At 60.6% G+C, this 26058-nt stretch carries 25 protein-coding genes; 16 read left to right on the top strand and 9 right to left on the bottom strand.

Translation table 11 applies throughout. The features are described from left to right. Positions 1-4 precede the first annotated feature (4 nt). Both ACERHN_RS09920 and ACERHN_RS09915 read left to right on the top strand, forming a co-directional pair. Positions 5-568 carry a hypothetical protein gene (locus tag ACERHN_RS09920; protein WP_415922473.1) on the top strand — a complete coding sequence of 188 codons (564 nt, stop codon included), beginning with the start codon at positions 5-7 and terminating at the stop codon, positions 566-568. Positions 569-688: 120 nt separating this feature from the next. Next, complete coding sequence (locus ACERHN_RS09915) at positions 689-1030, top strand: DUF2853 family protein (RefSeq protein ID WP_415922472.1); 342 nt, start codon at positions 689-691, stop codon at positions 1028-1030. A gap of 236 nt (positions 1031-1266) precedes the next feature. On the opposite strand, the gene ACERHN_RS09910 is transcribed toward ACERHN_RS09915, so the two are convergent. The 5 genes from ACERHN_RS09910 to tsaD form a co-directional block, all read right to left on the bottom strand. Continuing rightward, a complete protein-coding gene (locus ACERHN_RS09910; protein ID WP_415922471.1) occupies positions 1267-1662 on the bottom strand; it encodes a DUF1761 domain-containing protein in 396 nt (131 codons plus the stop codon). 65 nt (positions 1663-1727) lie between these two features. Continuing rightward, on the bottom strand, positions 1728-2147 hold the full coding sequence (locus tag ACERHN_RS09905) for an EVE domain-containing protein (protein ID WP_415922470.1): 420 nt from the start codon (positions 2145-2147) through the stop codon (positions 1728-1730). Further along, positions 2144-2419: a YciI family protein gene (locus tag ACERHN_RS09900; RefSeq protein WP_415922469.1), complete on the bottom strand. Its 276-nt coding sequence runs from the start codon at positions 2417-2419 to the stop codon at positions 2144-2146. Before ACERHN_RS09900 ends, ACERHN_RS09905 begins: the two co-directional genes overlap by 4 nt. A 1-nt stretch (position 2420) precedes the next feature. Beyond that, positions 2421-3362 carry an NAD(P)H-dependent glycerol-3-phosphate dehydrogenase gene (locus ACERHN_RS09895; RefSeq protein WP_415922468.1) on the bottom strand — a complete coding sequence of 314 codons (942 nt, stop codon included), beginning with the start codon at positions 3360-3362 and terminating at the stop codon, positions 2421-2423. Further along, on the bottom strand, positions 3359-4453 hold the full coding sequence (gene tsaD / locus ACERHN_RS09890) for a tRNA (adenosine(37)-N6)-threonylcarbamoyltransferase complex transferase subunit TsaD (protein ID WP_415922467.1): 1095 nt from the start codon (positions 4451-4453) through the stop codon (positions 3359-3361). Before tsaD ends, ACERHN_RS09895 begins: the two co-directional genes overlap by 4 nt. Positions 4454-4541: 88 nt before the next feature. Here tsaD and ACERHN_RS09885 point away from each other — a divergent pair, with 88 nt between their 5' ends. From ACERHN_RS09885 to ACERHN_RS09870, 4 genes are all read left to right on the top strand, one after another. After that, positions 4542-5225, top strand: coding sequence for a uroporphyrinogen-III synthase (locus tag ACERHN_RS09885; RefSeq protein ID WP_415922466.1), 684 nt, complete (start codon positions 4542-4544; stop codon positions 5223-5225). Between the two features lie 111 nt (positions 5226-5336). Then, positions 5337-6506, top strand: a complete 1170-nt coding sequence (locus tag ACERHN_RS09880) for a COG4223 family protein (protein ID WP_415922465.1) — start codon at positions 5337-5339, stop codon at positions 6504-6506. A 14-nt stretch (positions 6507-6520) separates the two neighbouring features. After that, positions 6521-8023 (top strand): heme biosynthesis protein HemY, encoded by a 1503-nt coding sequence (locus ACERHN_RS09875; protein ID WP_415922464.1) that lies wholly within the window; start codon positions 6521-6523, stop codon positions 8021-8023. Positions 8024-8215: 192 nt separating this feature from the next. Next, positions 8216-9262 (top strand): polysaccharide biosynthesis/export family protein, encoded by a 1047-nt coding sequence (locus ACERHN_RS09870; RefSeq protein ID WP_415922463.1) that lies wholly within the window; start codon positions 8216-8218, stop codon positions 9260-9262. Between the two features lie 185 nt (positions 9263-9447). Here ACERHN_RS09870 and ahcY read toward each other — a convergent pair whose 3' ends face one another. Continuing rightward, positions 9448-10836, bottom strand: a complete 1389-nt coding sequence (gene ahcY / locus ACERHN_RS09865) for an adenosylhomocysteinase (protein WP_415922462.1) — start codon at positions 10834-10836, stop codon at positions 9448-9450. A gap of 124 nt (positions 10837-10960) precedes the next feature. On the opposite strand from ahcY, the gene ACERHN_RS09860 reads away from it, so the two are divergent. Continuing rightward, complete coding sequence (locus ACERHN_RS09860) at positions 10961-11662, top strand: FkbM family methyltransferase (protein WP_415922461.1); 702 nt, start codon at positions 10961-10963, stop codon at positions 11660-11662. 6 nt (positions 11663-11668) lie between these two features. On the opposite strand, the gene ACERHN_RS09855 is transcribed toward ACERHN_RS09860, so the two are convergent. Continuing rightward, on the bottom strand, positions 11669-11890 hold the full coding sequence (locus ACERHN_RS09855) for an S-adenosyl-L-homocysteine hydrolase (protein WP_415922460.1): 222 nt from the start codon (positions 11888-11890) through the stop codon (positions 11669-11671). Between the two features lie 146 nt (positions 11891-12036). Between ACERHN_RS09855 and ACERHN_RS09850 the strand changes: the two genes are divergently transcribed. Both ACERHN_RS09850 and ACERHN_RS09845 read left to right on the top strand, forming a co-directional pair. Beyond that, positions 12037-12630 (top strand): HD domain-containing protein, encoded by a 594-nt coding sequence (locus ACERHN_RS09850; protein WP_415922459.1) that lies wholly within the window; start codon positions 12037-12039, stop codon positions 12628-12630. Beyond that, entirely contained in the window at positions 12627-13115 is a 489-nt protein-coding gene (locus ACERHN_RS09845) for a GNAT family N-acetyltransferase (RefSeq protein WP_415922458.1), read from the top strand. Before ACERHN_RS09850 ends, ACERHN_RS09845 begins: the two co-directional genes overlap by 4 nt. Before the next feature lie 94 nt (positions 13116-13209). Here the strand turns inward: ACERHN_RS09845 and ACERHN_RS09840 are convergent, their stop codons facing one another. After that, entirely contained in the window at positions 13210-13764 is a 555-nt protein-coding gene (locus tag ACERHN_RS09840; RefSeq protein ID WP_415922457.1) for an ActR/PrrA/RegA family redox response regulator transcription factor, read from the bottom strand. 83 nt (positions 13765-13847) lie between these two features. Continuing rightward, positions 13848-14468, bottom strand: a complete 621-nt coding sequence (locus ACERHN_RS09835) for an SCO family protein (RefSeq protein WP_415922456.1) — start codon at positions 14466-14468, stop codon at positions 13848-13850. Between the two features lie 78 nt (positions 14469-14546). Here ACERHN_RS09835 and regB point away from each other — a divergent pair, with 78 nt between their 5' ends. From regB to addA, 7 genes are all read left to right on the top strand, one after another. Further along, positions 14547-15944 (top strand): sensor histidine kinase RegB, encoded by a 1398-nt coding sequence (gene regB / locus ACERHN_RS09830; RefSeq protein WP_415922455.1) that lies wholly within the window; start codon positions 14547-14549, stop codon positions 15942-15944. Positions 15945-16021: 77 nt separating this feature from the next. After that, complete coding sequence (locus ACERHN_RS09825; protein ID WP_415922454.1) at positions 16022-17521, top strand: PAS-domain containing protein; 1500 nt, start codon at positions 16022-16024, stop codon at positions 17519-17521. A 43-nt stretch (positions 17522-17564) separates the two neighbouring features. Next, positions 17565-18035, top strand: a complete 471-nt coding sequence (gene tsaE / locus ACERHN_RS09820) for a tRNA (adenosine(37)-N6)-threonylcarbamoyltransferase complex ATPase subunit type 1 TsaE (RefSeq protein ID WP_415922453.1) — start codon at positions 17565-17567, stop codon at positions 18033-18035. Beyond that, on the top strand, positions 18028-19047 hold the full coding sequence (locus ACERHN_RS09815; RefSeq protein WP_415922452.1) for an aminoglycoside phosphotransferase family protein: 1020 nt from the start codon (positions 18028-18030) through the stop codon (positions 19045-19047). Before tsaE ends, ACERHN_RS09815 begins: the two co-directional genes overlap by 8 nt. Then, on the top strand, positions 19044-19727 hold the full coding sequence (locus ACERHN_RS09810) for a nucleotidyltransferase family protein (protein ID WP_415922451.1): 684 nt from the start codon (positions 19044-19046) through the stop codon (positions 19725-19727). Before ACERHN_RS09815 ends, ACERHN_RS09810 begins: the two co-directional genes overlap by 4 nt. Beyond that, complete coding sequence (addB, locus tag ACERHN_RS09805; RefSeq protein ID WP_415922450.1) at positions 19720-22689, top strand: double-strand break repair protein AddB; 2970 nt, start codon at positions 19720-19722, stop codon at positions 22687-22689. Before ACERHN_RS09810 ends, addB begins: the two co-directional genes overlap by 8 nt. Then, on the top strand, positions 22689-26045 hold the full coding sequence (addA, locus tag ACERHN_RS09800; RefSeq protein WP_415922449.1) for a double-strand break repair helicase AddA: 3357 nt from the start codon (positions 22689-22691) through the stop codon (positions 26043-26045). Before addB ends, addA begins: the two co-directional genes overlap by 1 nt. Positions 26046-26058: the final 13 nt, after the last annotated feature.

The following is a 26058-nucleotide window of genomic DNA, read 5'->3' as shown; positions in this document are numbered from 1 at the left end:
CGACATGGCCAATGGACAGGACATCTTTTCCGAGCGGCTTGCCAAACTTGGCGCTGAGCATTCCGCCCGTCTCGACATTCAGGCGGAGCGGGCGCAGGCCGCGCACGGAACCAGGCCGGAATGGGTGACAAACCTTGGCTATCCTGCCTCGGTTTTGGGGGCTTGCGTCCTTGGGCTGATCGCTGTGCTTTTGTCGCGTTACTGCATGTTCCATCTCAACGGCGCACCTGATGCACAGGCCGACCCCGACCTGACGATGATCATTGACGGTGCGCTGGCGTTTGGGATCGCCTTTGTCCTGCGCATGGCGTTTCACATGACGGACAAGGTGCATCTGGCAGCAAAAGCCACCGGAATTTGGATTGCCCTGATCTGCATGCATAACCTCGTGCACGACTTTCCCGGCCTCTGGACGGCTGCGTTCTCCGAAGAATGGGTGGCCCGCACGATCGAGATGACAGAACCCCGGTCCTTCTTTATCCGCGGCTATACCTTTGAATTTTCAGGGATGCTTGCCGCTGACAGCGGTGTTGCGGAAAAGCCGGAGATCAAGATCAATCGGTTCTGAGGCCAGGAACCCGCCTACGGGGAAATCCTGCGCATTTTTTCCTTTGTTCCGGCAGGCTTGCTGAATTAACCTTTGCCCCAAGGTCAGAGCCATGGCCAAGTCCAACAAAAGGGAATGACAATGGGCAAACGGGACGAATTGATCGCACAGTACGCTGATGATCTGAAGAACAAGTGCGGCATGACACCGGACATGGACCTGCTGACAAAGGTCACAATCGGCTGCGGCCCCGCGATCTACAACGCGGACGCGTCCACCGTCGCGGGCAGCCAGCCGTCCGAGCTGGAAACGGTCAAGGAGAACTTCCTGATCAAGAAACTCGGCCTCAAGGACGGCCCGGAACTGATGGATGCAATCAATTCCGTGATCGAAACCTATGGCAAGTCCGAGCGCAACAAATACCGCGCCGTCGTCTACTACATGCTGACCAAGCATTTCGGCAAGGAAAGCGTCTACGGCTAAGGCTGCTTTGGTTTAGAATTCGTAAACGCCCGCCCCTTAAGCGGGCGTTTCTTTTTTGGGTCGAATGCAAAACATTGAAAGTTTGAAAAAAGCCTCGTGTTTTGCTACCTATCCAGTGTCCGACCAGAACGGTCAGATCCGAAATTTACAGATACGTGTGGTGGCTCTTGGGAGTGCACGTGTGGGTGAGCGAGGGTTCTGATCAGGGTGGTCAGAACCCTTTTTCCCGTCCCTATTCAGAATAGCGTCAGCACGGTGCCAATCACCGCACTGCCAATCGCCGCGTACCCACCGTCGATAAGGGTCAGGCGAAAGGGCCGCCCGGCAAATCCGTAATTCGTGGCCAGCCATGGCACCGACATGAACAGACCAATACCAAGGCCAGAGACTAACCCCTCACCCACGGTATCAATGCCACTCAGGACAAAGACATGCCGCATCATGCCCGCAACAAGGATCGTGGCGACAATGCTGGTGATGTAGGGAATCGGGTTGGTCCGGTTGGCGGGCTGTCCGGTTTCATCGACGGCGACGCCGGATACGGCCATCCAGGGTTTCGCGAGCACCGTGTACCAGATCGCCCCGAACACAAAGCCCGCGATACCGGCGGCCATCACTGCAAGAAATCCCATCTGTCCCTCCTGTTGGCATTATCGTGCAACAAAGGTGCCAGAGGGGCGCGTAATTTCAAACAGGTTTATGGATCAACACCCGCCATTTCGCAGACAACCTGCCATTCCGCCTCGGTGACGGGTTGCACGGACAGGCGCGAATTGCGGATCAATGCCATTTCTTCGAGGCGCGGGTCCTCTTTGACCATGGCAAGGGTTACCGGCGTTTTGACCGGGCCGATGGCCTTGATGTCCACACAGTCCCAACGGTCATCGTCCGTGGTGCTGTCGGGGTGCGCCTCTGCGATCACTTCCACGATGCCCACGACGGCCTTTTCCGACTGTGAATGGTAGAAAAAGCCGCGGTCACCCACGGCCATTTCGCGCATGAAGTTGCGGGCCTGATAGTTGCGCACACCGTCCCATTCCTCACCCGCATCACCCTTGGCGACCTGTTGGTCCCAGCTCCAGGTGGACGGTTCGGATTTGAACAACCAGTACTTCATGCCTCGAGCACCCGGTTCCACGCCTCGATGTTCACCGTCTCGAACAGCCCGGCCTTGGCATAGGGATCGTCGTTCGCCCATGCCTGCGCCGCCGCCATGTCTGCGACCTCAAGAATGATAAGCGACCCGCAGGGTTTGCCGTCAGCATTCAGGAAGGGGCCCGCTTGCCGCACGACGCCAGTGTTTGCGAGATAATCCAGATGCGCGGGCCGGTTTTCCATGCGCAATTCCAGTGCGTCGGGTTTGTCCCATGCCATCAATGCGTAAAACATATCATTCCTCCTTGAGTGGGCGCGCGAGAAGACGCGCCATGGCCTGGCCCACATCTATGCGCCCTTGCACCAGATCCGCAACGGCAGCGCAAACCGGCAGGTCGTGTTGCGCGGCCAATGGTTCAAGTGCTTGCGCGGTGGCGGCACCTTCGACGGTGATTGCGGGATCGAACGGGGCGCCTGCACCCAGGGCTTCGCCCAGCCGGTAATTCCGCGATTGATCCGAGCTGCAAGTCAACACCAGGTCGCCAAACCCGCTGAGCCCCATCAGCGTTTCCGGTTCCGCCCCCATGGTCGCAGCCAGCCGCTGCATCTCTGCAAATCCGCGGGTCATGAGGGCGGCACGGGCGCTGGTGCCAAGGCCCGCGCCCATCACCGCGCCACAGCCAATGGCAATCACGTTTTTCAACGCGCCGCCCAATTCGGCGCCAACCACATCCGTCGTCCGGTAAAGGCGCAAGGTCGCCGTCGACAACTGCGCCTGCAACGCAGAACCCGTGTCCGCATCGGCGCAGGCGAGGGTCAGCGCCGTGGGCAGCCCTCGGGCAATGTCCCCAGCGAAACTCGGCCCGGTCAGCACCGCAACCTGTCCTGCATCCACGAGCAGGGTGCTTGGCCCGCGACCACTGGTCAGGTCCATGCCCTTGCAACAGGCGACAACCGTCTTTCGGCTCAGATCGTGTTGCGCCACGAAACCGGCCAGCGCTTGCATCGGGAGCGCCAGCAAAAGAACGGTCGCTTGCAGAGCGTCTTCGATATCGGCGCAGACATTGAGATCGCCTGGAAACACGTGCCCCGGCAAGCGCCGTGCGTTTTGGCGATCCTGTGTCATCTCCGCACAATGGGTGGTGTCGCGCGCCCACAAGGTCACAGGCCCTTTTTCCGCCAACGTGATGGCCAGAGCGGTGCCAAAGGCGCCTGCGCCCAACACCGAAATGCTCATGCCTTGGCCCCTTTCTTGCCCGAACCGATCATCGGCGCGCTTGCTGTATCAAGCGGCATCCGGGGCCGCGCGGACAGGGTCATGTCATCGGGCGAACGCCCCTGCATCTGTTCGATCGTGGCCGCCGCAATCATCGCCGCGTTGTCGGTACACAGGGAAAGGGGTGGCGCCGAAAACCGGACGTCATGTTCGGCGCAAATCGTCTCTAATATTGACCGAATGGTCATGTTTGCTGCCACGCCACCGGCGACGCACATCATCGGCGCTTCAGGGTTTTCCGCAAGGTAGAGACCGAGGGCACGGCGTGTTTTGCCGCCCAGGCTGTCGGCCACCGCCTGCTGAAAGCTGGCCGCCAGATCGGCCTGCGCCTGTTGCGGCAGGCCGCCATGGTCCGACACCAGATCATCGCGTGCCCGCAGGACCGCTGTCTTGAGGCCAGAGAAACTCAGGTTGCAGTCCGGCTTGTTCGACAGGGGGCGCGGGAATGCAAAGCGGGTCGGATCCCCGGTGCGCGCGGCGGTCTCTACTGCGGGACCGCCGGGCTGACCCAGCCCGATCAACCGCGCGACCTTGTCAAAGGCTTCGCCCGGCGCGTCATCAATTGTGCCGCCAAGCCGCGTGAACCGGTCTGGTCCATGCGCAATCAGGAACTGGCAATGCCCGCCCGACACGAGCAGCATCAGATACGGAAAGGCCGCGCCGTCTGTCAGGCGGGGGGTCAGCGCGTGGCCGGCAAGGTGATTGATCCCATAAAACGGCAAACCCGTTGCGGCCGAAAGCCCCTTGGCCGTCATCACACCCGACACCACACCGCCGATCAGGCCGGGACCGCATGTCACGCCAATCGCGTCCACCTGATCCAGGGTCACCCCTGCCTCTGCCAGTGCGGCCGCAACAGCACCGTCCAGCCGTTCCGCATGCGCACGGGCCGCAATCTCCGGCACGACACCGCCAAATCCCGCATGCAAGTCATTCTGGCCCTGCACGACAGATGACAGAACCGTCATGTCACCCGGCACCCCGCGCACCAGCGCTGCGGCGGTGTCGTCACAGCTGCTTTCAATGCCGAGGATGGTCACAGGCGTATGCATGGGTCTGCCACATTGCGTAAGGGACCCGCGCGGGGTATCACCATGGTCCGTGTCGAACAATGCATCCCATCCGCCTTTCCCGCTGGTGATGACCCGCCCGCTGGCGGCAGCGCAGCGTTTCGTGGCGGACTTGCCCGACACCATCAGCACCCTGCTCCACCCGATCTACAGCCCCTTGTTGCGGATTGTGCCGACGGATCAGCCCGCACATGTTGCGGATGACGAAGCGGTCATCTTCACCTCAGCCAATGGGGTGCGCTTTGCCCCCGAGGGCGGCGGACGGCGGGCGTTTTGCGTCGGGGCGGCAACGGCCGCGGCGGCGCAAGCGCGGGGTTGGCACGCGGTGCAAGCGGGAGAGACCGCCGATACGCTGGTGGACACCATGCGTGCCGACATGCCACCAGAGCCGCTTGTGCATCTGTCCGGCGTGCACACACGCGGCGATATCGTGCGCCGCTTGCGCGCAGCAGGTGCGCGGATCAGGCACATCCCGGTATATGATCAGGTGCGCTGTGACCTGACCGAAGAGGCACATCGCGCCCTGGCAGGGGAGGCGCCGACGCTCATTCCCCTTTTCTCACCGCGCACGGCGGACCAGTTTTTTGCCAATGACCCGGTCCTGAGACATGCGGTTGTTCTGGCGCTGAGCCCGGCGGTTGCGGATGCGGCACCGGAACCATTGCGCCCGTCAGTGATTATCACTGTGTCGCCCGATGCCGCTGCGATGAGCACCGCGCTTGGTGACGCGGCGCTTGCGTTGGCTTCGGGTTGAGAGGCGAGAGAGCGCAGAGTAGACTTTGCCGGGTACGTCGCACCCCGGCGAGAATCGGAAGGGAAGACCTTGGCCAAGAAGACCCGCACGAAAAAGACTTCCACATCCAAGGTGGATACTTCCAAGACGGATGACGACATTATCGATGCGACGTTGGAGCCTGTGGAGGATCCGGCCCCTACGGACCCGTCTGAACCCGAAGACAAAGCCTCGGATGCGGATACCAAAGATGCCGAACCGGTAGAAATGGCGGAGCCAGTCGAAAAGCTTGAGCCTGAGCCTGAGCCTGAGCCTGAGCCTGAGCCTGAGCCTGAGCCTGAGCCTGAGCCTGAGCCTGAGAAAGCGGCAACACCGCTTCCGGTTCCCGTCCAGCAGGAGCAGCGCAATCCGGTTTGGCCGCTGCTCTTTGGTGGTGTCGTCGCGGCAGGTCTTGGATTCATCGCGGCGCGCGCACTGAACGACAATTCTGACATGACCCAAGCGCTCGAGGCCGCCACTGCGCGAATCGAAGCGTTGGAAGATTCCGTCGCCAACCTGCCCGAACCGGTTGAAGTAGAGCCGGTGGACCTGTCGCCGTTGCAAAGTACGATCAGCGAGCAGGCGGAGGCGATTGCTGCCCTGGACGCCCGGCTCGATACCTTTGCCACGCAGCCAAACGACGATGGCACGTTGCCCGCGGCAGCCTTCAACGCAGCGTTGGCAGAGCTACGCGCCACGGCACAGTCACAGCAAGCCGAAATTGACACGCTCATCTCCGAGGCGCAGGCCGCGCGCGATGCGAATGAAACCGCCGCCAAGGCGGCAGTGGCCCGGAGTGCCGCGGCGCAGATCGTCACCGCGCTCGACAATGGTTCAGCCTTCGCTGAACCGCTTGCATCGCTCAACGAAACCGGCCTTGTCGAAGTGCCCGACGCAATCAGCGCGGTTGCAAATGACGGCGTTCCATTGCTGTCCCAACTACAGGCGCAAATCCCCGATGCCGCACGCGACGCCCTGAACGCAGCGCGCGCAGCGGATGATGACGGCGGCCTTGGGTCGTTCTTTGAACGCCAGCTGGGCGGACGATCCGTTGTTCCGCGTGAGGGGTCCGACCCGGACGCCGTTCTGTCCCGTGTCGAAGCCGCGGTGCGCGCCGGAGATCTGGAAACCGCACTGAACGAGGCGGACGCCCTGCCCGAAGCAGCCAAGTCGGCCATGGACACATGGCTTAACCAGGCGCGACAGCGTCACGAGGCCGTTTCGGCCACCAACGCACTGGCGCAACGCCTGTCGGCACTCTGAAAGGGGCCTCTGTCATGATCTGGTCACTCCTGAAAATCGTCATTTTCGTCGTTGCCGTCGCTGCGCTCGCCTTGGGTGCGGGATGGCTTTTGGAAAGTGAGGGCGGAATCACCATCGTCGTCGCGGGCACGGAATACCCGTTTGGCCCGCTGCAATCGGTGATTGGCCTTGTGCTGTTGGTGCTGGCCGTCTGGATTGGCCTCAAGGTGCTTGGCCTGCTGGTTGCGACGTGGAAATTCCTGAACGGTGATGAAACGGCGATGTCGCGTTACTTTGACCGGAACCGCGCGGCCAAGGGGTACGATGCCTTGTCGCAGGGCATGATGGCGCTCGCCTCTGGCGAAGGGCGTCTGGCATTGGCCAAGGCAGAGAAAGCGAACCGCTACCTCGACCGGCCCGAGTTGACCAACCTGCTGACGGCGCAAGCAGCCGAGATGGCCGGTGACCGCAAGAAGGCCGAAGAGACTTACCGCAAGCTGGTTGAAAACGACGCGACACGGTTTGTGGGTGTGCGCGGCATCCTCAAGCAGAAGCTCGCGGATGGGGACACAGATACGGCGTTGAAACTGGCGGAGAAGGCGTTTGCGCTGAAACCGAAACACGTGGAAACGCAGGACGTTCTGCTGCAACTGCAGGCAGACAAGGAAGATTGGTCCGGTGCGCGCGAAACACTGAATGCCAAGCTCAAGCATGGCAGCCTGCCGCGCGATGTGCACCGGCGCCGCAACGCGGTCCTTGCGCTCAGCCAGGCGCGTGCGGTTCTTGAAGATGATGCCACGATCGAGGCACGCGAAACCGCGATTGAGGCGAACCGTCTGTCCCCGGACCTCATCCCGGCCGCTGTCATGGCTGCGCAAAGCTATATCGAGCAGGGGCAAAAGAAATACGCGACCCGCGTTCTGAAAAAGGCATGGGAAGCGCAACCGCATCCGGATGTTGCCGCCGCCTTTGCGCAGATCGAACCGGATGAGACGCCAACCGCGCGGATCAAACGCTTTGCCCCTTTGACGCGGGCCAAACCGGATGATTCCGAGACCAAAATGCTGCTGGCGGAATTGAACCTCGCCGCGGAAGAGTTTCCGGCAGCGCGGCGCGCATTGGGCAATCTGGTGGAAACGGACCCGACCACGCGTTCCGTCACCTTGATGGCTGCCATTGAACGTGGCGAAGGGGCAAGCGATGCTGTTGTTCAGGGGTGGCTGGCACGGGCCGTGACAGCGCCGCGCGGCCCGCAATGGGTGTGTTCGAACTGTCAGAACATTCACGGTGATTGGGCTCCGACCTGCAGCAACTGCAACGCGTTCGATACGCTGACGTGGACCCGCCCGCCAAACGCGGAAATGTCACTGCCGGGCGGATCGGAAATGCTGCCCTTGCTGATTGGTCCTAGGGACGAAGACACGAGCGGCTCAGTCGTCGCGATGGACGCCGGGACAGCAAAAGACGATGCAGAAACGGACGAAAGCCCGGTGATCGAAGCCGAGGACCTCGGCAACCCGGCGCAAAAATCCGCCTGACGGCCATTCGTTAACAAAAAATGTGAGTGAGGTGCCGCGTAGAGGTCAAATTCACCCTAGGTCTGCGCCCGGATAACCGGTAAACAGCAGACAACGGCCAATGCTGCAAGGCCACCGGGGGACATTATCTTGGACGGACTTTTCCGCGCGCTCATCATTTGTGTTTCGTGCTTTGCTTTGACAGCATGTACCTTGCCTCGCGGGGCAGCGATCCAGGGCGAGATCACCAGATCCCAGAATTCCGAAGATGCCGCGTTCTCGGTTGTTCCGATCACCCGCGACAACATCGCCAGTTTGCGCAAGTGGCCCGTGACGGGATGGGCGGGCCATTATCATTGGTTCAGCGACGCGCGCGGCCCAAAATCCAACCTGATCCGCACGGGCGACCAGATTGACCTCGTGATCTGGGACAACCAGGAAAATTCGCTGCTGACGGCGGCGGAACAGAAAAACGTGGCGATCAACGGGCTGACGGTTTCACCCGCCGGGACGATCTTTGTGCCTTATCTGAATGAAGTGCCCGTGCGTGGTCAAACACCCGAAGCGGCGCGGGAGCGGATTTCACAGGACCTGGAGCTTGTGGTGCCGGATGCGCAGGTGCAGCTGTCTGTTTCTGCCGGTCCTGACAATTCGGTGGATGCGGTACGTGGTTTCGCGAGCCCCGGGACTTATCCTCTTCCCAACCGCAACTATTCTTTGCTCAGCCTGATTTCGGTCGCGGGCGGAATTTCGGACAGTCTGGAAAACCCGCTGGTCCGGGTGATCCGGGACGGGAAAACATATGAAATCCGGGCCGACACGTTGTTTGATCGCGCATCGACGAATGTCGTTCTGCGCGGCGGCGACAAAGTCATCGTTGAAGAAGACGAAAGATATTTCGTGGCGCTCGGCGCCACCGGCACCGAAACAATCGTGCCCTTCAACCGCGAACACATCACTGCCATCGAAGCGCTTGCCTTGTTGGGCGGCATCTCGGACAGCCGCGCAAATCCCAAGGGCGTGTTGATCCTCCGGGAATACAGCGGAAAGCAGGTCAGATCCGACGGGTCCGGGCCAGACAGGCAGCAAGTGGTGTTTACGATTGACCTGACATCAGCAGACGGCCTTTTTGCTGCCAACAAGTTTCAGGTGAACCCGCGCGATCTGGTGGTGGCAACGGAAAGCCCTGTCAATTCTGTGCGCACCATCTTTGGCCTGATTGGCGCGGTCGTTGGTGTTGGAAACGCATTGAATGATTGATCACGTGTCCGATCCCGCGCGGGGTCGGGACACCTGATACACCCCTCCCGGTCCGTATTCGAAGCGGGGCTGAGCCGCCGCGCAGGGTTCGTTTGTCGGTACAGTGATCGCCGGGCAGAATACCGGAAAATGCAAAAGCCCCGCCTGTTGCCAAGCGGGGCTTTGGTTCAGAAACCGGGAGTGGATCAGTACCGGTAGTGTTCCGGTTTGTACGGGCCTTCGGGCTTTACACCGATATAGGACGCTTGCTCTGCATCCATCTGTGTCAGCTTCACGCCGATCCGATCAAGATGCAGACGCGCCACTTTTTCGTCCAGATGCTTGGGCAGGATGTACACTTCGTTGTTGTACTCTTCACCTTTCGTCCACAGTTCGATCTGGGCCAGCACCTGATTGGTGAAAGACGCCGACATCACGAAGGATGGGTGCCCTGTCGCGTTTCCGAGGTTCAGGAGGCGCCCTTCGGACAGGAGGATCAGACGATTGCCGTTCGGCATCTCGATCATGTCCACCTGTTCCTTGATGTTGGTCCACTTGTGGTTCTTCAGGTTCGCCACCTGAATTTCATTGTCGAAGTGCCCGATGTTGCCGACGATGGCCATATCCTTCATCTCGCGCATATGCTCGATGCGGATCACGTCCTTGTTGCCGGTGGTCGTCACGAAGATGTCCGCAGTGCTCACGACATCCTCGAGCGTGGTCACCTGAAACCCGTCCATCGCCGCTTGCAAGGCGCAGATCGGATCAACCTCGGTCACGATCACACGGGCACCGGCACCGGCCAGCGACGCCGCCGACCCTTTGCCCACGTCGCCATAGCCCATGACCACGGCCGTCTTGCCCGCCATCATCGTGTCCGTGGCGCGGCGAATGCCGTCGACCAGCGATTCCTTGCAGCCGTATTTGTTGTCGAACTTCGACTTTGTCACCGAATCGTTCACGTTGATCGCAGGGAAGGGCAGCTGACCGTCGCGCACCAGTTGGTAGAGACGGTTCACACCGGTTGTCGTTTCTTCGGACACGCCCTTGATCTGGTCACGCACTTTGGTGAACCAGCCGGGGCTTTCCGCCATGCGCTTGGCGATCTGCTTTTTGATCACCTCTTCTTCTTCGGAGCTTGGGACCGGAATGATGTCCTCTCCGGCCTCGGCGCGCGCGCCCAGCAGAACATACAGGGTCGCATCACCACCATCGTCGAGGATCATGTTCGGCAGATCATCAAACAGGAACGACTTGTCGAGGTAATCCCAATGCTCTTCCAGGCTCTGACCCTTGATCGCAAATACAGGTGTGCCACCAGCCGCAATCGCCGCCGCCGCGTGGTCCTGCGTCGAAAAGATGTTGCAGGATGCCCACCGGACATCGGCGCCCAGCTCGACCAGCGTTTCGATCAGCACGGCGGTCTGAATCGTCATGTGCAGCGAACCGACAATACGTGCACCGGACAGGGGTTTGCTTTCCCCGTATTCCGCACGCAGAGCCATCAGCCCGGGCATTTCTGTTTCCGCGATATCCAGCTCTTTGCGGCCGAATTCAGCCAACGAGATGTCTTTGACGATGTAATCATTCGACATGGAATGCTCCTTACCATTTGGGCAGCACCTAGCATTGGTGCTATGCCTTGGCAAACAGTCACGGCAAACCGTACGGACAATCCATGGAAACGCGCGTGACAGGCGTGAAAACGAGGGGAGCAGAATGCCCAAACCGAAGAAAGCCGCCCCCGAGGCGCAGAATGAATATGGTATTTATTGTGTGCCCGAAGGATTGGAGAAACGCCCCGCGGCAAAGGCCGTTTTGTCGGGGCAGGTTTATGAACCGGACACCATCGCATTCATGCGCGCCCACGCCGGCAAGGGCGACATCATCCATGCTGGCACGTTCTTTGGCGACTTCCTCCCCGCGATCAGCGCGGCACTTGCGCCGAAATGCAAAATCTGGGCGTTTGAACCTGCACCGGAAAATTTCGCAGCGGCCGAGCAGACGATTGCGATGAACAAGCTGAAAAATGTGACGTTGACCCAAGGTGCTTTGTCAAACCAGGACGATACGCTTCTGTTCAAGACGCACAAAAGCAATGGCCAGGCACTGGGCGGCGTATCGCGTATCGTCGATACGGATGGCGACGGTGTTCAAAAGGTGCAAGCGCTGATGCTGGATTATGCTGTTCCGCGCGACCGTGACATATCAATCCTGCAGCTCGATGTGGAAGGGCATGAGAAAAAGGCGCTGTTGGGGGCGTTTCACATTATCCACCGATGCCGTCCCATCCTTGTGCTGGAATACATGGATGATGCCCGATGGCTCAGCCGGACGTTCCGCGGATTGAATTACAAAAGCGTAGGAACAGTGCACGGCAACTACGTGTATGCGCCGCCAGATCGCGATGTGAAGCTCTAGATCAGATCAGTCGGTCAGCGCGGCAATCATAAGGTCATCCGTTTCCCGCGGGGTCCAACCTTCACCTTGCGCCAACACGCATGACAGGCCGTCTTCGCGATACTCAACAAGCGTCCACGTGCCTGTCGCATCAGACGCCCACATCTGCGCATCCTCGCGAACCGCTCCATCTACCGGTGCCTCGGCATACCAATCGATCAGGCTCGCCTCCATTTCTGCAGAGGGCATACAGATGGCGTCCGCAGACGCTGCACCAGCGCTTGATAAGATCAGACAGAAAGGCAAGATTGCGGGTTTCATCGGTGTCTCCTTCAGGGATAAAACACATCGTCCCGCAATTTGGTTCCAAGCCCGCTCATCCAACGGAGGTTCCCATGGCGAAACAGGCGCGCGCATGGCAACGTATGTTATCCGGCCGCAGGCTTGACCTGCTGGACCCGACGCCGATGGATATCGAGATCGAGGATATTGCCCACGGCCTCGCCTTTGTCGCGCGGTGGAACGGTCAGACAATGGGGGATTACGCCTATTCGGTCGCAGAACATTCCTTACTGGTGGAAACGCTTTTTGGCCGCATCGCGCCCAAGGCACCCGCGCAGTGGCGGCTGGCCGCGTTGTTGCATGACGCACCGGAATATGTGATCGGCGACATGATTTCCCCGGTCAAAGCCGCCGTTGGACCAGGTTACGGCGCCCTTGATGAACGGCTCGAGGCGGCGGTACACATCCGTTTCGGACTGCCTGCCAAGGTGCCAAGTGCAATCAAACGGCAAATCAAAAAAGCGGACAAGATCAGCGCCTGGATGGAAGCCACCCAGATTGCCGGTTTTACCACGGCCGAAGCGGACAAGTTCTTTGGCAAACCCGACCCTTCGATCATGGATGGGCTGACGATTGTTCTGCGCCCTCCGGTGGAAACCCGCACCGCGTTCACCGCACGTCACACAGCCCTGCTGGAGCAATCATGATCCATATCCGCCCCGCCATCGCCTTGGACGCACCTTCAATGGCGCGCCTGCTGAACCCGATCATTGCGGATGGCAGCACCACCGCGATCACAACCAAGGTAACCGGCGATACACTCGCGGCATGGATGGCAGAAAAATATGATCGCGCTGCTTGGCATGTTGCCGTGAACGAGGCCGAAGATGTCATCGGATTTCAATGGATCGCACAGGGCGGTGAGTATCTGCCCCGGAACGCCGCCGAAATTGCCACCTTTGTGCAGATCGGCCAGACCGGCCTGGGCATCGGATCAAAGCTCTTCGATGCGACGCGAAATGCAGCCAAGGCGCTTGGCTACAGCTGGATCAACGCCAACATCCGCGCCGACAATGAGGGCGGGCTGATTTACTACCAATCCCGCGGGTTCGTCGACTATGGCCGCATCGAAAATCATGAGATGGAAAACGGTCAGCGCGTGGACAAGATCCTGAAACGTTTCGACCTCTGAAACAGGGGGCACATGTCACATCGGGTGTGCCCCCCATCCTCGTCTCTGTTCCAGAAAATCCCGGGGGTCTGGGGCTGGCCCCCAGTCCGACGGTTCACCGTGGCGAACGTTTTGCCAAAATGCGCTGCAACGTCCGGCGGTGCATGTTCAACCGCCGCGCCGTTTCCGACACGTTCCGATCACACAGCTCATAGACACGCTGAATATGCTCCCACCGCACGCGATCCGCGCTCATCGGGTTTTCCGGGGGCGGCGGCAGGTCGTCTCCTGTGGCCAGCAGCGCATTGGTGATGTCTGTCGCATCCGCAGGCTTTGACAGGTAATCCGTTGCCCCGATCTTGACCGCTGCCACGGCCGTCGCAATCGCGCCATACCCGGTCAGGACGACAACCCGTGCGTCGGGCCGTTTTTCCCGAAGGACTTCAACCACGTCGAGACCATTGCCGTCTTCCAACCGCAGATCCACCACAGCGTAGGCGGGCGGGCGGGCGGTTGCGATCGCCTTGCCTCCGGCAACGCTGTCCGCAGTTTCGATGTCGAATCCACGTTTCTCCATCGCCTTTGCAAGACGGCGCAAAAACGGCTCGTCGTCATCAACCAACAACAGCGATCGATCTTCGCCGATCTCGTCCATCGCGGCTTCGCCCATGCAATTCTCCAGTTCCCGTTTTTCTCGTGGCTGAAGGAGACTATGGCGCGCGACCCCCCACGCGTCAAACTTTTGCTAAAAAATCAGGCGTTTTCAACGAAGCACGCGACGCGGTCCGCCATGGTTTCTGCCGAAACATCACGTCGGAAAAACTCGACAAACCCGTGTTCCGGCAGCACGAGATAGGAAAATGTCGAATGATCCACGAGGTAGAATTCGTCGGATTTGTCATGCGCCTTGTAGTAGGTGCGATAGGTCTTGCTCGCCGCATCCACCTGTTCTTCCGATCCGGTCAGGCCGATCATCTTTTCATGCAGGTTATAGGCAAAATCGCCTACGATCTCCGGCGTGTCCCGCTCTGGGTCGATGGAAATGAACACGGGCGTAACCGACATCCCGCGTTCTGCCAGCACATCAACCGCCTCGGCGTTGCGCGCCGTATCAAGCGGGCAGACATCCGGGCAGAACGTGTACCCGAAATAGATCAGCGTCGGTTCGGTGATCACATCCTGATCGGTCACCGTCTCACCTTGGGCGTTGACCAGTTCAAACGGGCCGCCGATCTGATTGCCGTCACCGGCAATTGTCGTCGCGCCACATTGGGCAAAGCCGGCCTCTTGCCCGCCGCCTTGCGACATCCACCATATGCCTCCTACAAAGAGCGCAACGACAAGGGCAGCAATCGGGGCAATAAAGCGCGGCATAAGACACCTCTGGACGGGAACCGTTTTATGTTAGCTATCAACTTGGCCCCGCAGTTCAACCAAACTTAAAGTGACACAATGGCGCAACCCGACACCAGCCTGCTGACAGGCCAACAACGGTCCAACTGGATCCGCCTGCGGACCATGATCCTGCTGCGGTGGGTCGCCATTTGCGGACAACTTGTGGCCCTGACCGTGGCACAGCGATATTACGGCCTGCAGCTGGAACTGGGCCTGTGCTATCTCGCCGTTGGAGTATCCGTGATCGGAAACTTGATTGCGATCTTTGTTTTCCCTGAAAACAAGCGCTTAACGGAAACCGAAAACCTGCTGATGGTGATGTTCGACCTGCTGCAACTGGCGTTTCTGCTGTTTCTGACGGGCGGGCTGCACAACCCGTTTGCATTGCTCCTGTTGGGGCCTGTGTCGATCTCTGCGGCGGTTTTGACCACACGCTCCACCCTCCTTGTCGGGGGAACGGCAATTGTCCTTGTCACGCTGCTGATCGAATTTCATTTCCCGCTGCGCACGCAGCAGGGGTTTATCCTGCGCATTCCGGAGCTGTTCGTGTTTGGCAACTGGATCGCATTGGTCATCGCGATCTGCTTTTTCGGCGCGTATTCGCGGCGTGTGACGTCCGAAATCCACTCCATGTCCGACGCTCTGTCGGCCACGCAAATGGCGCTGTCGCGGGAACAAAAGCTGACGGACCTCGGCGGTGTCGTTGCCGCTGCCGCGCACGAGCTTGGCACGCCGCTTGCCACGATCAAACTGACCAGCGCGGAGTTGATCGAAGAATTGGACGATCGACCTGAATTGCGTGAGGACGCGGCGCTGATCCGCGAACAGGCGGACCGCTGCCGCGATATCCTCCGGGACATGGGCCGCGCCGGCAAGGATGACCTGCACCTGCGCCAGGCGCCCTTGATGACCGTCGTGCAAGAAGCGGCAGAGCCGCACATGCACCGCGGGAAATTCGTGCACTACACCCATGACCCGGATGCGGGCGACGAGATTGATCAACCTGCGATCCTGCGCCAACCCGAAATCATCCACGGCCTGCGCAACCTTGTGCAGAATGCCGTTGATTTCGCCTCCGCCAATGTCTGGATCGAGGCGCATTGGACAAAAGACATCATCACGCTGCGCATCATGGATGACGGGCGCGGGTTCCCGCCACAGCTTCTGGGCCGAATTGGCGATCCGTTTGTGCGGCGGCGAAAATCAAATGAGGATCGGCAGCAACGCCCCGAATACGAGGGCATGGGGCTGGGCCTGTTCATTGCCAAGACGCTGCTGGAACGGTCCGGCGGAGAGCTGACATTTGCCAATGGCAGCGATCCGTTTACCCGCGACGATCCGAATGCGACCCGTGTGGGCGCGATTGTCGAGGTCACCTGGCCCCGGCGCAAGATCGACGCACGCGAGGGCGAGAATGCGGTTGCGCGCGGCCAAAACGAACAGATCACCGCATGATCACGCCGCCACGCTTAAGGAACTGTTAACCGTCTTCTGAGATGCTGAGCCTTGCCCGAGCGAAGGGGAGTTCCGGCGTGGTACTTTGGGAAATGGTTTTCGTCGTTACATGTGCCGCGCTTGCGGCATGGGGCGGTGTGGCCTTTGTGACCTTTGGTCGGCGCGGTCCCGCAACCGCGCAGCCCATGCCGGAACAGGACATTTCGTTCCTGTTTCGTGATTGCGATCTGGAACATGCCTCACCTGCGGGTGCGGCGCTTTTGTCCACTGCGTCTGCTGAAACGGATTGGCACGCCTTGCGGGCGACACTCGCCCAGCGCTTTCCGGATTTGCCGGATGACGACGGCCTGCGCCAGACAGGGACCGCTGTGATCCCGGCGAAATCCCCGAAGGACAGCGGCCTGGTGCGCATGACCCGAGACCACGAGTTGATGCATGTGGAGATTGCCGACAGTGACCCGGGTGACGCACACACGGTACAGACAATCCGTACATTGAACGCCCGGACCGAAGTGCTTGAGCTGGCGGCCGAAGCGGCCCCTTACCCGATCTGGATGCTGGATGCCGAGGGTGACGTGACCTGGTTCAACCCCAGCTATGCCAAACTGCTTGATACCCACGGGTGCGATACGCCGGAGCGCCCGCTTTTCGATATTCCGTCGCTCGATCACACGGGGTCCGGATCGGCACGGTCATCCATTGCATCAGCCAAGGGATCGGATGAAATCTGGTACGATGTCACGATCACCAAACGCCAACAGCGCAGCATTTGCCACGCCGTCAACATCAACGCCGTCATTCAGGCGGAAATCGCCCAGCGCAATTTTGTCCAGACCCTGGCCAAGACCTTTGCGCAGCTGTCGATTGGACTGGCGATTTTTGACCGGAACGGGCAGCTCGCACTGTTCAACCCGGCACTGGTCGATCTGACGTCGCTTCCTGTGGAATTCCTCAGCGGTCGGCCCGACCTTTTGTCGTTCTTTGATCGATTGCGGGACAATCGCGTCATGCCGGAACCCAAGAACTATGGCTCCTGGCGGCATGAGATCGCGGACGTCATCGCCGCCGCATCCCACAGCAGTTATCAGGAGACGTGGAGCCTTGATACGGGGCACACCTATCGGATCAGCGGTCGGCCCCATCCTGATGGGGCTGTCGCGTTTCTGATCGAGGATATCACCGCGGAAATCTCGCTGACGCGGAATTTCCGGGCCGAACTGGAACTGGGACAGTCCGTTCTGGATTCCTTTGATGATGCATTGGTGGTGTTTTCGTCCACAGGTGTGGTGACGTTCTGCAACGCCGCCTATCGCGACATGTGGAAACTGGACCCTGACAACAGCTTTGCCGACGTCACGATTGCGGATTGCCAAAAGGTGTGGCTGGAACGCTGTTCGCCGGACCCCGCTTGGGGCGATATTCGGGATTTCGTGATGAAGATTGGAGAGCGCGCGCCGTGGGATACAGCCGTGCGGCGCAAAGATGGACCAGCGATGAATGTGCAGATCACGCCCATCGTTGCCGGATCGACGCTGGTCCGGTTTGCCGTCACGCATGAGATGGCAGCCACCGCCTGACCATCGCCCTTGCGGTGCGCGTCCGTCCCGGTAGGTTGGCACCATGTCCACCTCACCGATCACGCTCAATCTGCCCGATGCCGATGCGACCGCCGCTCTTGGCCGGTCGCTGGCTGCGCACCTCGTGCCCGGCGATATACTCTTGCTGGAAGGCGACGTGGGCGCGGGCAAGACACATCTGGCGCGTGCGTTGATCCAGTCGATCCTGATCGAAGCCGAAGACGTCCCCTCACCCACGTTCACCCTTGTCCAGGTCTATGACACGACGCGCGGTCCGCTGTGGCACGCCGATCTCTATCGGTTGAGCGACAGCAGCGAAGTTGAGGAGCTTGGCCTGACTGAGGCGTTTGCAACCGCGATTTGCCTGGTTGAATGGCCCGACCGATTGGCAGATACACCCGCGGGTGCGCTGCGCCTGTGTATCCACCCATCCGGTGCGGGCCGGAGTGTCGAGTTGTCATGGCAAAGTGAACGGTGGGCCACGCGCATGAAACAGGGGATCGCCCATGACTGAGGCGCGAGACGCGACCGCATTTCTCGAAACAGCAGGCTGGGGCGCGGCGGCGCGGATCACCATTGCGGGAGACGCGTCAAACCGGCGCTATGACCGGCTGACACAGCCGGATGGTCGGACTGCGGTTCTGATGGATGCCCCCCCGGCCAAGGGCGAAGATGTCCGGCCCTTTGTCGCTATTACAGAAATGCTGCGTGATCAGGGGCTTTCTGCGCCCGAAGTTCTGGCTGCGGACACGGCAGACGGATTTCTGGTGATCGAAGATCTGGGCGACGACCTTTTTGCCAAGGTGGTTGCGGTGGATCCGTCAGCCGAAGGTCCATTGTACGAAGCCGCCGTTGATGTGCTCGTCCACTTGCACCGGGCACCAAAACCTGACCTGCCTGCCTATGACGCCGCGACCACCACACCGCTCGCGGCACTGGCGTTTGACTGGTACCTCGCCGGGGCGACAGACACGGAGAACGCGCAGGCCAAAGCCGCGTTCGAGGCGGCCTGCATAGAAGCGCTGGAACCGCTCGATACATCTTTGACTGTGTTGATCCAACGGGATTACCACGCCGAAAACCTGCTGTGGTTGCCGGAACGGAGTGGGGTCGCGCGGGTCGGTTTGCTGGATTATCAAGATGCGATGCGCGGGCACGCCGCATATGATCTCGTATCCATCTTGCAAGATGCACGCCGGGATGTGCCCCCTGCCCTCGCCGCTCAGATGGTGACCCGGTATCTGGACGCAACCGGATTGGACGCGGACACCTTCAACAGCGCCTATGCGCTTTGCGGTATGCAGCGGAACATGCGTATTCTCGGCGTCTTTGCCCGGCTCTCGATGGCGTATGGCAAACCGCATTATGTGGATTTGATCCCCCGGGTTTGGGCACATCTGATGTCAAACCTTGCCCATCCCGCACTGGCCCATGTTGCGCCGCATGTCATCGACACCCTGCCCGCACCCGACGGCGCCGTGCTTCAACGGCTGCGGGACAAATGTGGAAGTGTGCCACACGCATGACCATGCCCCTTATGCTCTTTGCCGCCGGATTTGGTACACGGATGGGTGCGTTGACAAAGGACCGGCCCAAGCCGCTGATCCACGTTGCCGGGCGTCCTTTGATAGATCACGCGCTGGAAATCGCGCAGGGTGCCGGGGTCGATCGCATCGTGGCCAACCTGCACTACCGCGCGGAGATGATCGAAGCGCATGTTGCCGAACGAAACGTCCTGACCATACGCGAAACGCCAGATATCCTTGAAACCGGTGGCGGACTGCGCGCGGCGCTGCCTCTTTTGGACAGTGATACTGTCATGACCCTGAACAGCGACGCCGTGTGGGCCGGACCAAACCCGCTGATGCTGGCCAAGAAGACGTGGGAACCGGCGCGGATGGATGCGCTTTTGGTCTGTGTTCCGGTGGCAAACACCCACGGATATTCCGGGACCGGCGACTTCCAACTCCAGCCCGATGGACAAATCACGCGGGGGTCCGGCCTTGTCTATGCCGGGGCGCACATCCTGAAGACCGACATGCTGCATGAGGTGGATGAGGCGGCGTTTTCGCTGAATGTCGTGTGGAACCGCATGGCCGAACGGGGCCGCCTGTTCGGGGTGGAATACGCGGGACAGTGGTGCGACGTCGGTCACCCCGCAGGGATTGCCGCCGCGGAACAGATGCTGGCGCAGCAGGATGTTTGACCCAACGGACAAACCCCGCCTCTTTGGCTGCGCCATGGGCGTCGATTTTCCCGCAAATCTGCTTCACGGGTTGGTGCAGCGGCTCGATGATCACCCGCCCGAGGCGTGGTCGCGGGTCACTGTTCTGGTCAACACGCAACGGATGGCGCGCCGCCTGCAAGAGCTGTTCGAGGCCGGACCGCCGCGGTTGCTGCCCCGGATTGGCCTTTTGACACGGCTTGACGGCTTGCTGCCGGACGCGCCCCTGCCCCCGGCGACAACCAGCCTGCGCCGCCTTCTGGAACTGGAACCACTTGTCGCCAAGTTGATCGAAGAAGAACAAGATCTGAACACCAGCAGCGCCAGCTTTGATCTCGCCCGCAGCCTTGCGCAGCTGATGGATGAGATGCAGGGCGAGGGGGTCGAGGCGGATACGATCCGAACGCTGGACGTGTCGGACCAATCCGGCCACTGGGCGCGGGCGCAGACATTTTTCAGTATCGCGCAAGCCTATATCGATGCCACGCGCGACGCGCCCGATCCCGAGGCCCGGCAACGCGCCACCGTGTTGCGGCTGGCGGCGCATTGGCAAAACACACCGCCCAAAGATCCCATCATCGTCGCCGGATCGACGGGATCGCGCGGGACAACGCAGATCCTGATGCAAGCCGTCGCGCGGCTGCCGCAAGGGGCCCTGATCCTGCCGGGTTTCGATTTCGACAACACGTCGGCCGTCTGGAGCCGGTTGCGCGGCACCATCGACACCCCGAACCAGGCGCCCGAAGAGGATCACCCCCAGTTCCGCTTTGCGCAGTTGATGCACCAGCTGGGGTTGGATCACGCTGACATCACCCCGTGGTTCGATCAAAGCGCACCCGCGCCTGCGCGCAATCGTCTGGTATCACTTGCCCTGCGACCCGCCCCCATCACCGATGCCTGGCGCGCCGAGGGGCCCGATCTTGAACCCGCTCTGCCCGAAGCAACCAAAGCCGTCACGCTGGTCGAGGCAGAAACCACACGGGCAGAGGCAGTGGCCATTGCCTTGCGCCTGCGCACCGCAGCCGAAGACGGGCAACGCGCGGCGTTGGTCACGCCGGATCGCATGTTGACCCGGCAGGTGACGGCCGCGCTGGACCGGTGGGGAATTCGCCCGGATGACAGTGCCGGGATGCCCCTGCACCTGTCACCACCCGGCAGGTTCCTGCGGCAGATCACGGATCTGATGCTGCGCCCTCTGGATGCAGAAGCGTTGATCTCGCTGCTCAAGCATCCGCTGACGCATTCTGCAGGAGACCGGAACACACACCAATTCCACACGCAGCGGCTTGAATTGCAAATGCGCAAGGATGGGATGCCCTACCCCACGCCCGAAACGCTGATCGCTTGCGCCACACGGGCCGCCCCGCGCGAGGCAGAGCCCATGATCGCGTGGGCCCGGTGGCTGGCTTCAACACTGACCGGCGTGCATGATGACCTGACACGCCCGTTGGCTGATTGGGTCGCGCGGCACCGCCGCATCGCAGAAGCGTTTGCCGATGGCAGCGCGGCAACAGGCGCGTCGCTGTTGTGGAGCGATGATTCGGGTCAGGAAGCGCTGACGCTGATGCAAACGCTGGAAAACGAAGCGACACATGGCGGTGTGTTGTCTGGCCGCGACTATGCCGCGCTCATCTCGGGGTTGCTGTCGGCTGGCGAGGTCCGGAATGCGGATACGTCGCACCCCACGATCATGATCTGGGGCACGCTCGAGGCACGGGTGCAAGGGGCGCAGCTTGTCATACTCGCGGGGCTGAACGACGGCACGTGGCCCGAGGCGCCGCCCCCCGATCCCTGGCTGAACCGCAAGATGCGTGCGGATGCGGGGTTGTTGTTGCCAGAACGCCGGATTGGCCTGTCTGCACATGATTTCCAACAGGCGATTGCAGCCCCCGAAGTCTGGCTGACCCGGTCCATCCGTTCGGATGATGCGGAAACGGTGCCATCGCGGTGGGTGAACCGCCTGCGCAATCTCATGACCGGATTACCTGCGGGCACGGGACGGGCGTGCTGGGATCAGATGAGGGCGCGCGGCAATGTCTGGCTGCGGCACGCGCGCGTCCTCGACCAAACGGCGCCGCTGGACAAAAGTCCGCGCCCGTCGCCCCGCCCACCCGTTGCCGCGCGCCCACGGCGCATGACCATCACAGAGATCAAAACGCTGATCCGTGATCCCTATGCGATCTACGCCAAACACACATTGCGTCTACGTCCACTGCGCCCGTTGGTGTCATCGCCGGATGCGTTGCTGCGGGGCAATCTGCTCCACGACGTGATGGAGCAATTCGTGCGCGCGACGCTGGATGATGCGCAGACACCTGACACAGCGCTCTTGCTGCGGCAGACGGCAGAAACGTTGGCCCGTGATGTGCCCTGGCCCGCAGCGCGCATGTTGTGGCAGGCGCGCATGGCACGTGCGGCGCACTGGATCGTTGAAACAGAGGTTCTGCGCCGTGCGCGTGGCACACCCGTCGCCATGGAAAAGGAAGCGATTGGCCGTCTCACCTTGCCTGCCATCGCAACCACACTGGAGGGTCGCGCAGACCGCATCGACCTGAACCCGACCGGTGCGGCAATCCTCTATGACTACAAAAGCAGTCTGCCGCCATCGCCGAAACAGCAAAAGTACTTCGACAAACAGCTGTTGATCGAAGCGGCGATGGTGGAGGCTGGGGCGTTCGAAGCACTCGGACCCTGCCCCGTTGCTGCGGCACAATTCATTGGTCTCACCGGACAGCGCACAGCAGATGTTCCCATCGATGAAGAACCACCCGCAAAGGTGTTGGCGGATCTTGTGGGGCTGCTTTCTGCCTATTTAGAGCCGGAAAAGGGCTATACGTCCCGCCGCGCACTTTATGAAGATCGCGAAGCGCGGGATTATGACCAGTTGGCGCGTTTCGGCGAATGGGACGTGACGGCGGATCCAGTGCCAGAGGATCTGTTGTGATGCAATTCGATGACGCCACCCGGCGGCAGCACAACGCCGCACAGCCCCAGCATTCGACATGGCTGTCTGCCAATGCAGGCTCTGGCAAAACGCGTGTGCTGACGGACAGGGTGGCCCGCCTGCTTCTGAATGAAGTGCAGCCGCAGCATATTTTGTGCCTGACATATACCAAAGCCGCCGCATCAGAGATGCAAAACCGGTTGTTCCAGCGCCTTGGATCGTGGGCCATGCTGGACGACGAGGCGCTGCGCGATGAGCTGGCAAAGCTCGGTTATGAGGGTGCGACAAAGGACGAAGATTTGCGCCGGGCGCGCACGTTGTTCGCCCGCGCCATTGAGACGCCCGGCGGTCTCAAGATCCAAACCATCCACTCCTTCTGTGCCTCCCTTCTGCGGCGTTTCCCGCTCGAAGCTGGCGTGAGCCCGCAGTTCACCGAGATTGAGGAGCGTGCGGCCGAGCTGTTGCGGGAGGAATTGCTGGACCAAATGGCGGACGGACCGGACGCGCCACTGCTTGCTGCGTTCGCCTCCGTCTACAGTGGCGATGAAATCTCCAAGATCACGCGTCAGATCGTCTCTAACCACACAGATTTCCAGCTTTTGAGCGTTGATGAGGCGGTCCTGATCATGGGCCATCCTGCGGATTTGACTGCCGCTGGCCTCGTGCGTGACACGTTTGCCCCCGGCGACGCAGAGGTGATCGCAGACCTCGTCCCACATCTGAATGCTGGTGCTTCAACGGATCAGAAAAACGCGGCCAAACTGGCCGAGATCAACAGTTTGGATTTCGACGCCATCCCGGCGCTCGCGGATGTGTTTGTCACGAAATCCGGGCCAAACGCGGGCCAACCGAACCTCACTCGATTTCCGACAAAACCCACGAAGGAGGCGGCTGCGCACCTGATGCCAGCGCTTGAGGCCTTGATGATCCGCATTGCCGACGCGCGTGAGGCGCATTTGGCCTTGGCCGCCGCGCAGCAAACACTTGCACTTCATCAATTCGCAAGACGGTTTTCGCAGCTTTACGCCAGAGCCAAACAGGCACGCGCGTGGTTGGATTTTGACGACCTGATCCAAAAGGCCCGCCATCTTTTGTCAGATGCCAATGTTGCGGCGTGGGTGTTGTACCGCCTTGATGGTGGCATTGATCACATCCTTGTGGATGAGGCGCAGGATACGAGCCCGACCCAGTGGGATGTCATCCGCAAACTGGCCGAAGAATTTTCAAGCGGTGCAGGCGCCCGGCCGGATGTAGAACGCACGATCTTTGTGGTCGGGGACAAGAAGCAGTCAATCTATTCGTTTCAGGGCGCGGACCCCAATGCGTTTGACCAAATGCAGGCTGAATTCGGCACTAAACTGAAGAATTCGGGCCAGTCTTTGAACACGCTCACACTGGATCATTCGTTCCGCTCGTCGCCCGCGATCCTCAATCTCGTGGATCATGTGTTTGCGCAGGAGGATGCCGCAGGCTTTACCGGGGGCGGGCATCATGTCGCGTTTCACCGTGACATGCCGGGCCGCGTCGACCTGTGGCCCTTGCAGCCGAAACCGGAACAGGAAGCCGAACGGGAATGGTATGATCCCGTGGACAGGCGCAGCCCCGCGCACGAACACCGTGTTCTGGCGCAAAAGATCGCGCAACAGATCAAACAGCTGATCGACGCCGGGACGGCAATGCCCGAGGGCGATACCGTCCGACCGGTGGAGCCGCGGGATTTCCTGATCCTCGTTCAGCGCCGGTCAGGTATTTTCGGCGATCTGATCCGGGCCTGCAAAGAACTGGACCTGCCTATTGCAGGCGCGGACCGGTTGAAGGTGGGGGCAGAGCTGGCCGTGCGAGACCTTGGCGCGTTGCTATCTTTTCTCGCCACGCCCGAAGACAGTCTTTCGCTTGCGACGGCCTTGCGATCACCACTGTTCGGCTGGTCCGAACAGGACCTCTTCACACTGGCCCATCACCGCGCGGATGATCACCTGTGGCAAGCGTTGCGCTTGAACGAGGCGCACGCGGAAACAGTCTCTGTTCTGCGGGATTTGCGCGCCAATATCGATTATTTGAGACCGTATGACCTGATTGAACGGATGCTGACGCGGCATCGCGGGCGGCAGAACCTTCTGGCCCGTCTGGGTGCTGAGGCGGAGGATGGCATTGACGCCTTGCTGTCGCAGGCGCTCGCATATGAACGATCCGCCATTCCGAGCCTGACCGGGTTTCTGACCTGGATGCAGACCGATGATCTCGAAATCAAACGACAAATAGACAGCGCCTCGAACCAGATCCGTGTGATGACGGTGCACGGCGCCAAGGGTCTTGAGGCACCGATTGTCATTCTGCCGGAATGTGGTCCCCGGACCTTGCAGATCAAGGATCAGATCATCGAGGTCGACGGTGTTCCGGTGTGGCGTACGTCCAAAGACCTGCTGCCGGAATGCATGCGCGACCGGCTGCAGGAGATGCGCGACGCGCAGATGCAGGAATCGCTTCGGTTGCTGTATGTGGCTCTGACACGGGCGGAAAAGTGGTTGATCGTCACCGGAACGGGCGAACCAAGCAAGTCCGGCGACGATTGGTGGCAACGTGTCGCGAGCGGCATGGAAGCGGGCAATGCAGAAACCTTGATCACGCCCACGGGCGAAGGATTGCGGCTTTCTCACGGGGTATGGCCGACAACTGCGGGTCTCACTGACACGGAAACCGATCCGGGCGCGGGGGCCTTGCCGGACATTTTCTCCCGTCCGCCTCCGGCAATAGACAGGCCAACCCCAGCGTTGACGCCGTCCGATCTGGGTGGCGCCAAGGCGTTGCCGGGTGACGGGCGGGACGCCGAAACCGCAACGGCCTATGGGTCACTTGTCCATGCCTTGCTCGAACATTTGCCATATCTCGAGGGTGCGGCACGCACGGCGCGTGCCACGGCGCTGTCTTCGGAAACGGCATTGCAACCGGTCGACATCGACAATGCAATGGCCGAAGCCGAGGCCATACTCGCCAATCCCGACCTTTTTCATCTGTTCGCTGATGGCACCTTGGCCGAAGTCCCATTTGTGGCGCACCTGCATGGCAAGGTGCTGCGCGGCACGATCGACAGGCTTTTGATCACGCCAGAGGTGGTGACGATTGTGGATTTCAAATCCAATGTTGTCGTGCCGGACACACCCGCCAACGTGCCGGACGGATTACTGAGACAGATGGCGGCCTATGCCCATGCAATCGCTCGGATTTACCCGCATCATCAGATCGAATTGGCCATTCTGTGGACCCGGACTGCGACGGTGATGCACCTGCCGCACGATATCGTGACCGCTGCTCTGGCTGACACGCCATATCTTGACGATCCGGAGACAGGTTCTTAGGTTCGGGTTCCAA

It is taken from the genome of Tateyamaria rhodophyticola, assembly GCF_047777875.1.
In the GTDB taxonomy this organism is placed as follows: domain Bacteria; phylum Pseudomonadota; class Alphaproteobacteria; order Rhodobacterales; family Rhodobacteraceae; genus Tateyamaria.
The sequence above is the reverse complement of the archived record's forward strand: the minus strand, read 5'-3'. Positions and strand labels throughout refer to the sequence as shown.